Annotated in this window: 9 protein-coding genes and 1 pseudogene; 1 reads left to right on the top strand and 9 read right to left on the bottom strand. The window is 40.4% G+C overall.

The genetic code is table 11. The annotated features are described in order from the left end of the window. Positions 1 to 69 precede the first annotated feature (69 nt). Positions 70 to 3,165 carry a TIR domain-containing protein gene (locus tag RDQ32_RS09115; RefSeq protein WP_308580147.1) on the bottom strand — a complete coding sequence of 1,032 codons (3,096 nt, stop codon included), beginning with the start codon at positions 3,163 to 3,165 and terminating at the stop codon, positions 70 to 72. A gap of 136 nt (positions 3,166 to 3,301) precedes the next feature. After that, a complete protein-coding gene (locus RDQ32_RS09120; protein WP_308580148.1) occupies positions 3,302 to 5,188 on the bottom strand; it encodes a hypothetical protein in 1,887 nt (628 codons plus the stop codon). Positions 5,189 to 5,592: 404 nt separating this feature from the next. Here RDQ32_RS09120 and RDQ32_RS09125 point away from each other — a divergent pair, with 404 nt between their 5' ends. Continuing rightward, entirely contained in the window at positions 5,593 to 6,543 is a 951-nt protein-coding gene (locus RDQ32_RS09125; protein ID WP_308580149.1) for a 3-hydroxyacyl-CoA dehydrogenase, read from the top strand. A gap of 155 nt (positions 6,544 to 6,698) precedes the next feature. Here the strand turns inward: RDQ32_RS09125 and RDQ32_RS09130 are convergent, their stop codons facing one another. From RDQ32_RS09130 to RDQ32_RS09160, 7 genes and pseudogenes are all read right to left on the bottom strand, one after another. Beyond that, positions 6,699 to 7,637 carry a hypothetical protein gene (locus tag RDQ32_RS09130; RefSeq protein ID WP_308580150.1) on the bottom strand — a complete coding sequence of 313 codons (939 nt, stop codon included), beginning with the start codon at positions 7,635 to 7,637 and terminating at the stop codon, positions 6,699 to 6,701. Between the two features lie 79 nt (positions 7,638 to 7,716). Further along, complete coding sequence (locus RDQ32_RS09135) at positions 7,717 to 8,988, bottom strand: hypothetical protein (RefSeq protein WP_308580151.1); 1,272 nt, start codon at positions 8,986 to 8,988, stop codon at positions 7,717 to 7,719. 25 nt (positions 8,989 to 9,013) lie between these two features. Next, positions 9,014 to 9,889 (bottom strand): MBL fold metallo-hydrolase, encoded by an 876-nt coding sequence (locus tag RDQ32_RS09140; protein ID WP_308580152.1) that lies wholly within the window; start codon positions 9,887 to 9,889, stop codon positions 9,014 to 9,016. A gap of 144 nt (positions 9,890 to 10,033) precedes the next feature. Further along, the gene (locus RDQ32_RS09145; protein WP_007156578.1) at positions 10,034 to 11,155 is read right to left on the bottom strand and encodes an SseB family protein; all 1,122 of its coding nucleotides are present in this window, start codon (positions 11,153 to 11,155) and stop codon (positions 10,034 to 10,036) included. A 12-nt stretch (positions 11,156 to 11,167) separates the two neighbouring features. After that, positions 11,168 to 11,487: pseudogene (locus RDQ32_RS11160) on the bottom strand (HIRAN domain-containing protein). Between the two features lie 155 nt (positions 11,488 to 11,642). Further along, positions 11,643 to 11,780 carry a hypothetical protein gene (locus tag RDQ32_RS09155; RefSeq protein ID WP_007156581.1) on the bottom strand — a complete coding sequence of 46 codons (138 nt, stop codon included), beginning with the start codon at positions 11,778 to 11,780 and terminating at the stop codon, positions 11,643 to 11,645. 484 nt (positions 11,781 to 12,264) lie between these two features. Further along, a partial coding sequence (locus RDQ32_RS09160) for a 3'-5' exonuclease (protein ID WP_308580153.1) occupies positions 12,265 to 13,190 on the bottom strand: 926 nt, incomplete at its 5' end.

Consider the following 13,190-nt stretch of genomic DNA (forward strand, 5'->3'; position numbering starts at 1 on the left):
CAGGATAATTCAGCCTATCAAATGACTTTATAGGAATAGGAAAGCAACATCTACGTCCCAAAATCAAACTTATTCCGTACTGATACCGATCTGTACCTTCTCATCCTGTGTCAATGTTCTTCCCGCAAGAATCTTATCCACCTCTGCAGAAACCTCCTCATCGCTCAGGATATGGTACACCGCCGCAGTCATATAGTCCTGAACTCCGGAGTTGTCCGTTGCGGTAATGGTATTAAAGCTCTGATCCACCATAATCACATTTCCCTCCGGCGAGATATGCCCATTGACAAGATAGCGCTTTACAGAAGGGGTGAAGCTCATCATCAGGTGTCCCGTGGCAAAATCCACCACATAGGCCTTTCGCTCCGTATCATTATTTCGAATCAGAAGAAGCAGATTTTCCTTTTCATTATACAGATTTACATCATCAAAGCTTACCGGCGTCTGGGTGAGCGCTTCATCCATATCCAGACTCTTAAGACCGGTCTTACTGCTCCAAGTAAAGGCTGTATTGTTCTGTATACCCTTTAGGATGATTTCCTCCTCTTGATGCTTAAGATTCAGCACCTCCCCCGGAATGTCCTCTAGATGCTGCTTACTTTCCAAATCGTACAGAGAGGCCGTTCCTGAAAAACGGTTAACAAGAAGTATATTGTCGTCTTCGGAAACCAAGATATTCAAGGAAGAATCCGTAATTTCCGGGATAGTATCCAGCAGGCTTAAATCCTCAACGCTATAGATCTTTAAGCCTTCCTTCTTATCCTGCAAATAGATTTTCTTTCCATCATCGGAAAAGCGTAGAGCCGGATAAGCAGAAGGGATTTCCACTGTTTTGGATTCCCGACTTTCCACATTGTAAAGCACCAGTCCGGGATTTCCGGTATCCATTTGCCCAACATAAGCATAGTATTTTCCATCGTTGGACAGGACGTTTTGTTTTGTACTGGTCATCAAGCCGTAAATCACCGTGTTCTCATTGGTGATGGTTTTCCCTGTCTTCCCGTTATCCGTAGAAAGCAGGAAATCCGTCCCGTTAAAGAGAAGCAGCTTGGAGGAATCATTGGAGGATGCAATAATTCTGCCCTGCACCGGCTCCGAGGAAATTCTGGACTTGGTGTCAATAATCTTAATGCTTTGGCCTTCATGGGAATTGGTCAAAATCTTGCTGCCATCCTTTAAGAAGTAGATTTCAGAAGGTGCTATCCCCCCCAGATACAGCCTGTCATCCGTAATCACCTTATCCTTCCAAATGGAGTAAATCCCTGCTTCTCCAAAGCCTGCAACCATGTTTTGTTCTGTATTATACGCAAAATATTTTAAATCCAAGTCACCAAAAGATACTTCATCTACGGTGTCTCCGCTTTCTCCATTGAGAATCAGGATCTTGCCATAGCTGTTTATAGCAATTTTTTCCCCATTCTCACTTTCCACTAAGGGCTTATTCAAGGTAGTTGCAGTGCTGATCTTCTCACTGAAGAGAACTTGATGATCCTCTAAAGAAATCTTTCGAATCTCATCATCCGTTAACAAAATAATAGACTTCCCGTCATTGGAATAAAAGGCGGATTTGTAAGGAAGCATAAAATTGGATCCATCTAAAGAAGTTCTTCCTATCCGATCAATAGTAGAAATAACACTGCCATCCTTAAGGCTTCTCCTTGTCAGCTGATTTTCATCATTGTTGCCTAAAGTGATAAGCACCTCTGAACCATCACTCTTAATATCCGCATACTTTACCGTTTCTTGGATGGAAAATGTACTAAGCTGTTGCCAGGTATTGGCATCAAAAACATAAAAGTCCGCAGAAGTATTGGTAAAGCTTACATAGAAAAACTGTGAATTATCCCCGGAAAAACGCCCCAGCATAGGGACTCCCGGAATCTCCAGCTTTGCCTTCTCCTCTCCGCTTTCTACGTCATAGACAATGATACTATTGTCGAAAGCAGCGGAAACCAAAAGCTTATCATCCTTGGAAAATGTTAAAAGCTTTACCTGTTGGCTATGTCCCGGTAATCTCTTGATAATTTCTCCATTTTCCACCTTGGCAATAGCGGTTTCATCATTTCCTAAACCGAAGGCCACCAGCTTTTCATCATTGCTGAGAGCCATAAAAGTCAACTTGTTTTTTGTAGAAATGGAAGTCAAGGTCGAAGCACCGCTGTGATAAATCACATCATTGAAAATGCTCATCTTCTCAGATTGGAGCTGCGGATACGCTTTCATGCCTTTTCCAATAGGCTTCATCGCTTCCTTCGCCACTAAAGCGGCCTTTAAGTAATCCCCTTCCTTGGCCATATCCTGAGAACTTTTCATCAGGATGCCGGCATTGGATTGCACCGCCTCCTGTCTGGCCTGCTCTGCCTTTTGGTAGGCATTAAACATAAAGATACCAAAGAGCAGGAAGATTGCGCCGGAAAGAGAGGATATGGTCAGAATTAGCCTATTCTTTCTCTCCTTATCCCTCTGCTTAAGGTCTCCAAAGGTACAACCTAAGATGGTTGCCATAATACGGTACTTTTCGGTTTTCAGCAAATGAAGGGCCTGCTTTGTCAGGCTTTGCAGCTTGGCACTGTCCTTCTTCTGAACTTCCTCATAGCCGGGGAAATCCTTTCGCAAAACTTCATCCGGACGGATATCCGCCGCCAGTACATCCGCAAGACTCTGATCCGCCCCTCTTTTTAATTGCTTTAAGGGTGCAGGAAAGGCTTCATCCGGCTCTCCCTCAATCAACACCGGAATAATGCGCTCATCCCCATGAAGCTGTCTAAAAGTACGAATTTCCTTTTCACACCATTCGGAGAGGGGCGTTCTTTTGGAGCAAAGCACAATCAGATAACGACTTTCCGCCAGGGCCTCTTCAATGGAGCTGCTTAGGTCTCTTGCCGCCAGCTCCTCTCTATCTCTGAAGACACGGAAGGTGGTTTTCTTACCGTCCTTATAAAATTCCTTTGGAGGCTTAAAGCTTTCAATCATCTGATGCAGCTGCTTTGCAATACTCTGATCCGGCTCCACATGACGATAACTGATAAAGGCATCAAACTTATATTCCTTTTCCTTAAACTCCTTCGCCGCCTTCTCCATTTCCTCTGCATCATCATCTTTTCTGTAGTTTTGCAGCTTTTCTTCCTCAACGATTGGAGCATTTTGTTCCAATTCTTTTTCCATTCTCTATCCTCATTTCTTTTGATTCTTTTTTTACTTTTGATTCTTTTTATTCTTTTGATTCTTTTTATTCTTCAAGGCTCTACAATTACCCTATTGCTAAATCTAAGCTTTAAAGTCTAATCTTGACGCTGTGACATTAGAGCTCTTCTTCCTCTTTTCGGAAGAGAGTAAAGACAGAGAGCAAGTCATATTCCGGATGACAAATGTCAAACTTCTCCCCGATAATCTCTCCCCAGTCTTCAATTAAGCAGGGGTGGGTCTTTAGATTTTCATCCTTCTTCTCTCCATAGCGGAAGTTCATGGCATAGTAGCTGTTACACCACCTCTTATGCTCCAGCCTGGAAAGAAAATCCAGTAAGGGGTTTTCGGAAAGGTAGCTTCTAAAGCTATGTTGAAACTCTTCTTTTCCCTCATCTCCACCAAGCCTTTGGGCTTCCTGAAGCTTTTTAAACTCTTCCAGCTTTTCCGATAAATATGCTGAAATCTCCTGTTCTGATTTTCCGGAAAGTACTCTACGAATAATTTCCTCTTTGATATCGGCATGTGTGGCAGACTGTCTGGAGGAGTTCTTCTTTACATAAGACAACTCATTCCAAGCTGTCCCTTCTCCCATACCGGCTACTCCCGAGGCCTTATTGTAAGCCTCATTAAACTGCTTTGCCCTATTGTCCAGAGCTTCCCGAATCAATATCTCCCCGGTCATAATCTCCGAAAGATCCCCGAAAACCTTGATCTGCTCCTTGGTTTTGGGAAGCACATGGGTCAAATCTACATTGGAAATATTCCGAAGAACCTTTGGAACCTGCCCGAAGTACCGATTCATCAGCTTAAGCGCCTTTAGGCTCTTCACCACATCCTCCTGCATCAGGAAAATAAGACTTGGACTTTCTTCCTTTCCCAGTCCCTTAAGATAATTTTGTAAATTCCTTTGTTCATGGCCTAAGTCTATGCATTCTATCTCCAGAGCTCTTAGCAAGCCTTCCCTTTCCGGAGCGTTTAAATCCAAAAGCTCCTGCATTCTTTGGGAAGCATTTTCCTCTAAAATGCTGATTTTCGGATTTCTCGCTAAGGAAGTGGTGGCATCGTTGGCCAGCTGCTTCAGTAACGGCAGGGTCAAATCATTTACGGAAAAAAGCAATACATGGAGAGGCTTGATGCTGTTCTCTATGGAGTCCACTGTATGGCTATCCTCTGAAATTCCCTCCAGACTTTTTAAAATACTATGCTTCACAGCGGGCTCAGCCAAAAGCATACGTACGGTCAAATCCTTTTGGTTAAAATGCACCGTGTCTATCTTCTTGAGAAGCTCTTCCCCCTTTCTTTCCTCGGAAAGCAGCTCTTCCATATAGCCCACCACCGTATTGGAACTACAGTTGGCATAGCAAGTAATAGGTCTTCTCGGTTTAATGCGCTTAATCACATTGGCATAGAGGGCATAGTTTTCCAAATCATTGTCAGAGCAGAAAAAGATATACTTGGCATGATGGATATGCAAAGCCGAAAAAAGCTCCCTAACTTCATTTTCATCGCAATGCTCAAAATCAATCTGATAGGTGGCAATCCCCTTCTTCTCATATTTGTTTTTCAAACGGTCATCCAAAAAATTCTTGGTAATCAAAGAAATTTTATAGGGCGTCCTCTCCTTCATCAGATTACCAATCAAGGTCTCCCCCATCTCCGTGTTTTCAAAAACCAGTACATGATGCATACTGGCTCTGTTCAGAAGCATATTTTTCGCATGGAGTAAAATGTTGGATATCTGAGTAAAGATGAAGGCAGACGTTAAAATCGGCGCCATCCACTTGGCAAACTCATAAAAAATGCTGGATTTTTCCTCCGCAGAAATGGGAGAAACAAATAAGAACAGCTTGATGGTGCCGTATAAAACCGCGGAAAGAAGCTGTAAAGGATCTGAAATCTTGGCACTGTAATAGCTGTAAAGGGTTTGAAGTCCGAAAATCACGGTAATAACAAACAACGCCAGTACGATTTTCTTTTTATAGTAATTTCTATTTTCCTGCATAGTTCCATCCTTATAAATTAAAATTTGTTTGCTTTTTTTAAGGGTTATTATCGCAATTTTTACAAGAACTTGCAAGGAGTATTGCATAAAAGAGATGGTAAATTAAATATGAAAACGCATTTACACAGGATAGGTCTCAAAGCGAGGCACGCTCTCGCTGACTTCGCCCTTTGTCATAGTGAAGGACTATAATTATATAAGATACGCTTTGATGCAGCATATCCCTGTAAGTGGGGCACGCTTTCGCTAACCTCGCCTCGTAGCGGATACAACTGCTGCCTCCGAGAAAATGAAATAATTATAAAGTCTCTTACCCTCCTCTTTCCTTTCATTATCTTCCTGCTATAATATATTTTACACAATTTAATTTTAAAATTTCTTTTAAGATAGAAATGGAGGTCATTATGAGTTTTAGAAATATTACTGTTGCAGGTGGTGGAGTTTTAGGATCCCAAATTGCTTTTCAAACTGCATTTTCCGGATTTTCCGTAAAGATTTGGCTAAGAAGTGAGGACTCTATCCAGAGAACCAAGCCGAAGCTGGAAAGGCTTTACACGATTTATAAGAACGAGCTGACAGAGGCAAAAAAGAACCTGGGAAAGGGACTGAGCTTCTCCAGAGGTTTGATTCCTGATTCTTCCTCCGTGACAGAGGCGGATATCGACAAGCTTTTGGAAAATGTAGAAAGAGCGCACAAAGAGATCCAGCTTACCACCGATTTCGCCGTTGCCTGCAAAGACGCAGATTTCATTATCGAAAGCATGGCAGAAAATCCCGAGGCAAAGAGGGAATTCTATAAAGCTATCGATCCCTTCCTTTCAGAAAATACCATCATCGCCACAAATTCTTCCAGCATGGTGCCCAGCCAGTTTAGAGACTGCCTCTCCAGACCGGAAAACTATCTGGCTATCCATTTTGCCAACAATATCTGGAAAAGTAATACCGCAGAAATCATGGGACATGACGGCACCTCCAAGGAGGCTTATGAGGCGGTAGCAAACTTCGCTTCAGAAATTAAAATGATTCCCCTTCGTTTACATAAGGAACAGCCCGGTTACATCCTTAACTCCATGCTGATTCCCTTCCTAAGCGCAGGAGAAATGCTTTTGGCTAAGGAAGTGGCAGACCCTGCCACCATTGACCTGACCTGGAGACTGGGTACCGGTTCTCCCCTTGGGCCTTTCCAGATTCTGGATATCGTAGGCTTAAATACCGCTTTAAATATTGTATCCAATAATCCCCAATCCCAGGATCCAAGCAGCGTTCCCGGTAAGATTAAGGCTATTTTAGAAAAGTATGTATCAGAAGGTAAAATCGGTGTGAATGCAGGGGAAGGATTTTATAAGTATAAATAACTTTTGATTTGAAGATTGTTTTGCAAAATTTTAATTCAAAGCTTGTTTTTCAAACTTTTTTAAAGCTTATTTTTCAAATTCTTTTCTCTAAAAAATATAGAAAATAGCTCCGCTTTGGGATATTTTTTCCCCAAAACGAAGCTATTTTTTCTTTATTATATTCTCTCAAGCTCATAAGCCTGATAGGAATCCACCTTACCTCCGTCATACATGGACACCATAATCAAACTGCCGTTTATATCGATAATCCGGCCTTCCGTCTGGCTATATCGTACTAAGACCGGATCTCCAATATAAAATTTCTCCGGCTTTTTTCCGGCAAAAAACCTAGATAGCCGAAAGAGTTTCAGAAGACTATACAGTCCTAATATCTTAAAAAGCAAAACAACAGGAAATGCCACAATCCCAAAAAGTACAGGCAAAAGGGAGATGCCGAATCCTTCCGTACTATCATCGGAAGACAAGGTATTACGCTCATGGACTGATTTTTTCGTCAATGCCTTTTTAAAAGTATCTTTTCCTTTTCCGGACTTTATCTTCTTATACTCCCCGTCCACTTCATAGAAACCGTTTTTTTCACAAAGTTCTCGGTGTACTCGAGGGTTCAGTACATCCTTCAGATACTCCATATCCTCTCCTGAAAATTGCAGTTTCGAAGCCAATGCAGCCCGATCTATAACCGACTTGGATGCCACGCCCTCTAATTCAAGAAGATACTCTGCATTAAGGGAAATCTTTCGATTTACCATGGAATGAAGAAGCATATCCAAGGTATCCTGATCCACAATCCCTTCAAAGCCCAAAATTTCATCCACAGTTATACTTTCTCCATGGTTTAAGGCATAGTCTATCATTTGACAAATCGTTTCCTTTGATACCAGTCCTTCAAAGCTCACAATATCCTCAAAGGGAAATTTCGCTCCTAAAGACATGGCTTTTTTAATCAGCTTTGCATTGACCTCCTGATCCTTACTAAGCTCGGCTATCTCATAAATCTCCCAAGCCTCTCCAATCATTTTCAAAGAAGAAATTCTTTGGCTCAAAGTGGATTTACTCCAGTTTTCAGCCCTTTCATAAAAATCATCCCATTCCATAAGCAGCTACCTTTTTTCGTACAATACAGATATTTTGAAAACCAATCCTTTTTTACGCACAAGTAACGGCAAAGGTTTCTTATTCCACTTTCAGCTCTATTCCCATTTCCAAGGCACGCTCCTGATAGACTTCATTAATCTCCGAAGTCACCACCAGTCGCTTCTTAGCATATTTTCCGCCAAAGCGATTTGCTACCGTATCCAGCTCATATAAGGCATGCAAACACTGCTGGGGAGAAAGCTTTCCGCTCTTGCAGGAAATAAAGCTGGGGATATAGCCCTGAAGAGACAGGACATCGATTTCATTTAACACATCAATTCCGGCAGGGCCTTCCAGCACCCCATCCCAATCCAGATGTACTCCTACCCGACACTCATCACTACGCCCCTTTTCCTGCAAATAGGTATAGAGCTCCAAAATGCTGCCTCCATCCCAAAGATATCCCTTAATGGCCTTGTTTTTAAAGCGAAATTGGTATTTCCCCTCGGAATGTTTAAGGTCAAGAATCGTTCCTGTCCGAGCCAAATCTTCCATGATTTGATAAAACTTATGGGCTGACTTTAATTTGTTGGAAGAATCCGCCAATGCCTTCAGCACCGTACTTTCTTTTCGATACACTCGGCCTTCATCATCAGGGTTCATGTTTTCTCTTAAAAATTCGGAAAAAGGATTCCAATGCTCCGAATGAAGCTTCATCACCTTCCGGATTTTTAAGATATCCTCTCGACTCTCCTCGTCCGGAACATCTTTAATATCCTTTTGTAATTTGTAGTTAATGACACCTCCATGCATCTCAATCAGCTTGTCCAGAGTCATAGGAACAGGTCGTTTGGTCGCAATGCCACTGATGCCTTTATGTTGTTTATCATTTAGGAACTCAAGATTGGGCTCATAAGCATTTCCCTCATCATTCTGTTTATCTCTGTTGAAATGCTCTTCCTTCGCCTCGTTGCAATGCAATGATTCCGCATTCAATTCATAAAGCTTTCCTTTGAAAATGTCGTACATGTGCATAGGTGTTTCATATTCCCGGGACAGCATCCCAAAGGCCACAAGCATCAGGCTTTCTCCCCCGGTAATGTCGAAAAAGAGCTTGGCTTTTTTGCTAAGCTCCAGCTCGATTTCCTTTCGCATAGTTTCCAAAACCGACTGCAAATTGCTTCTAGATAAGGGCAGGAAGACAATACTTTCCACAGCACAGTATTTTCTCAGAAAATTCTCCGTCTTTTCCTTCTGAGAAATAATGTCCTCATGATTTCCGAAAAACACCAGCTTATCCACCTGAAAATTCATTGCGGTAATGACATTTTCAATAGGCTCCCGGCTAAGAAATTCAAAAACAACTACCATGCTGTCGCTCCTTATGCTTATATTTCTATTCCATTATTTCTCTGGCCTTTGGAAGCAAATCTCCCCTTGCTTTTTCCTCGATATCCTCCCGTTCATCATAGGCATCATAGGGTGCCATAGGGTCATGAGGCTTTTGCTTCTTTAAGGAGTTACAAATCTGATCCTTATGCCGAAAAGCAAAGTCCAAATCATCTGTCCAGCCGGTATGTCCGCTAATGATTTTCGGAGAAAGCCCTCTCTCCTTCAAGAGCTTTTCCAGCTTTACAAGGGACTTTTTCGCCAGTTCATTGTCCTCGGCCAATGAATTTAAAAAGCTATAGCCTCCATCCGGCCCAAACCAAATGGTATCTCCCGTGAAAAGATAGGCATCATCAATGAGATACACCAGATGGCCGAAGGTATGTCCCGGCACCATAATAGCCTCCACTTTGATATCATCAATATAGAAAACTTCCCCGTCTTTCAGGAGCCTTTTCTCATTGTCCGTCTTCACCATAGGAAGCTTATAATGCCCAAATAAGACTCTTCGACGAGCCTCTCCGGTCAAATATTTATTTTCCGTCTCTCCAAGGTAGAGCTTGGCATTCCGAAAAAGCCCTGCACTATCCCTTTCCACCGCTCCCACATGATCCGTATCCAAATGGGTCAGCAGAATATGCTGAATGGAAGCAGCCTCTATGTCCAGCCAACTCATCTTCTCCGCCAGCCGCTCATAGTTATAGCCCGCATCAATCATGATGGTCTTGCCATTTTTCGTATAGAAAAAGACATTTGCCACCCATTCTCGGACCGCACTTACTCTTTCATCAATACGCCCGGTGTTTAAGGGCTTGAAAATTTCCTTTCCCCGATAGGAAAATGACATCAATACCTTCTGAAATTTAGAAGCAAATTTCGACATAGGATACCTCCTATTCTCTTACGACTATAGCACCGAAAAAAGAAGCGGTTAGAAGTCAGTTAATAAAAAACGATAGCAAACACATTCTAAAATTTTTCTACAATATTCCTATCATCTAACAAGCCTTAATAGAAAATATTCACTTTATGTAAGGCGTGATTTCATATTTTTTACAAGATCCCATAAGTCCCTATCTAAAACAAAAGGCTCTGAAAATGCATTAATTACAATTCCTGATAGGTTTTGTTCATGATTGGTTGCCAGCGTAATGACATCTAAAAAATGCTGCTGTATCTTGGAGAGCTGATTTCCATACTCTCCCATAGCTTCCGGATTTGAAAAAACAGGAAAAAATAGATCTTCATCGTATTTTAAAATATCCGGTTTGAACTTACACTGATCCTGTGTTTTAAATGTATTTCCAACAATACTTTGAGGCTCTGCCTCGGATTGTTCTAATAAATCCTTCATTCGAGATTCATCTGTATCACTCATAACAAAATCACCAGGAATCCAGACATAGCTATCTCTTAATATTTCTAATATATCCAAAAAATGATCTTGATTCTTTTCACGATTAAAGTTGTAAATCGAAGACTCTAACATCGTTCCATCTTCCAAATCCTCCGCGGTAATCTTTTGGCTGGGATTCATATTGGAACAAAGTGCAATACCTCCATTTTCATCCTCGTGAATAAAGAAAGCTATTTTTTCTCCTACATGATAGGAAAAATTTTGTTCTGGCTCATTAAGTAGTGTCCCTATAATTTGATTCTCCATAAGTCCCTCTATCCGAACCCAACAAGCTTCCGGCTTATTCCCTACTTTAAGTAGATACACCAGCACATCATCAGGATATTCAGGGCTTCTAAATGCATCTAATACTTTCATTTTTCGCGATTCTTCAATGTCCTCTTCTACAGCATAGTCATCCAAGATACCTATTTGAAAAGCAAATCTTTTCCTAAGTTCGCCGTTCCTATCCTCCAAAAAACATATATTTTCATCTTTGATAGCTCCAATTCGAATTTTAGAAGATATATCCGTTCTTGGCTCAAAAATATGGACTTCCTCAGCATCTTTAGATGATAGAGCAAGAACTTCCAAGCTTAGGCCGGCTTCATGGTCTATATACCCATAGCAGAGAATAAAATTGGCTAAATCCACTCCCGGATACTCTTCCACTACTTTTCTCAATTTATCATTCATGGAAACAAGCCAAAAATTATCTCTTATCTTTCTAAAATCTATATTATTGGCACGCATACAGCCCCTCCTCTACACTGATTCCTCATTTTGCAATCCACAACAGGTAACTTTGCAAAGGGCTCCATCCCGAAGCAAAAAGACAACTCTGGCTTTGGCTTTCTCTCCAATCTTGTCATACAGTCTTCCGGCACTCATGGACTCTCCCTTCACCGTATAAGGGCTGTTGCCACATAACCAATCTTTCCAAGGCCTTTTATCTTCACCAAAATAGCCTCGGAATCGAATTGATTCTCCGGTTCCTTCTCCAGCTTTAGCTTCATGCCCTCCTTCAAAAACTCCGTACCAAAATAATGATTGCATCCCGTAATTGTAAAATACATCTCTTCCATGGCAACTACCATCCTTTCTATTTCAGCAATGGGTATTTAAGCTTTGCTTACTCTAAAATGTATTTTACGCAGGATAGAGTCCGTTAAAACTGCCTAGATGATTATACATACTCTTTCATATAACAATGCAGCAAAAAACTATTGGAAATGATTAACTACTTTTCTTTCTTTGCTCGTCTTTCTTTAAGAATCGCTTCTACTTCTTCTTTTGTCAAACGTTGTATTCCAATCTTTTCTTCTTGCCATGCTCTATAGCGTTCTTTTAAGCCCTCTTTGTGCTCCTTCTTTGTCATTTTATCACCTATATTATAAAAAATGCCTCGTCTTAATAGCTCCTACATAACCCTTAGTAATCACATTGACAAAAAGCAATTATCTACTAATGCATTGTTGACTTAAAAATCACTCCTTTTTCTTTGGTTCTATACCTGCTTGTTTTGTATACTCCACCATATACGCAGAAAGAACGCTTGATTGCGATACGCCATTACTTTCGCAGGCCTCTCGAAAAGCTGCTATTATTGTATCATACGTTCTAAAGGTATACGTCTTAAGACCTACTTTTTCTGCCATTTAATTTGCACAGAATACTTATCTTTATTTTCCATATTTTTCCCATAAATTTCAATTAACTGTTTCAATGATTGAAAATAAGTGTTTGCTTTTTTTCCATATCCTGCAACATATCCTATATTTTTTTATTTGTTTCGTTGTTAAACATAATATCACCTTTCCTTTTTATTAAGAATAGCACAGTTTTAATTTTTTTGTCAAGCGTTATTGGTTCACTTCGTACAGTTTCATTTCATCAATGAATAATGATTTCTTTATATTCTTATTTTGTTGATATTCCCAGTCATATACAGTCTTAGGATAGGTAACTGTAAGTTCCTTCCTAGCACGTGTAATTGCAACATAGCAGAGCCTTCTTTCTTCCTCAAGGACTTCTGAAAGATATTTTGTAATCTCATTTTCATCCATCTGTTTAATTAGATGTGGAAACTGTTTAGGAAGGACGAACTTCGGAAAATGTTTTTCGTCAAATCCTAAAAGATAGACAATGTCAAATTCAAGGCCCTTTGCTGAATGAAAGGTAAGCATCTGTACAGCATCTTCAGGAGGCTCGTTTGTAAGATGTTCCATGATTTCTATAATAAATTCATCTGTATTCTCCCAGTTGCCAGGCATTTCTGACACGCTTCTCAAAAAAATGTCTATCGTGCTGTTTTCATTGTAAAGATTAACAATTGCTCCAAGATAATCTGTCATTACCTTTTTTTTATTTTGATACATATTGACTATATCGCACATATTTCTGATTGTATTTATTAAAGTGACAACGTTACCTTTGTTGATTACGGGATGTATTTTTTTGAAGTTCAGCAAATTAGTTCCAATAAATTCACATTTCTGCTGAACAGTCAAATTTGAGGATATTTCATTTCTTAGATTTAAGGTTTTAAGCATACTAATTCCTTTTTCTCTTGAAGTCTTCAAAATATTTTTTTTGAGCGTTCTTGAAAAAACTCCTACAAATCTTGAAAGCATTTCAAAAAATTCATCCTCGGAGCAGGTTCCGTCAATCACTTTAAAAATAAGAAGGATATGCTCGATAGGATAACTTTCAAGAAGACTTCCTGATTTATATTCATAAGGTATTCCAAATGTTTCAAAAACTTTTTGAAGAGCAGATATTTCGTAGT

The sequence above is a fragment of the uncultured Oribacterium sp. genome, assembly GCF_902481605.1.
Classification (GTDB): Bacteria; Bacillota; Clostridia; order Lachnospirales; family Lachnospiraceae; genus Oribacterium; species Oribacterium sinus.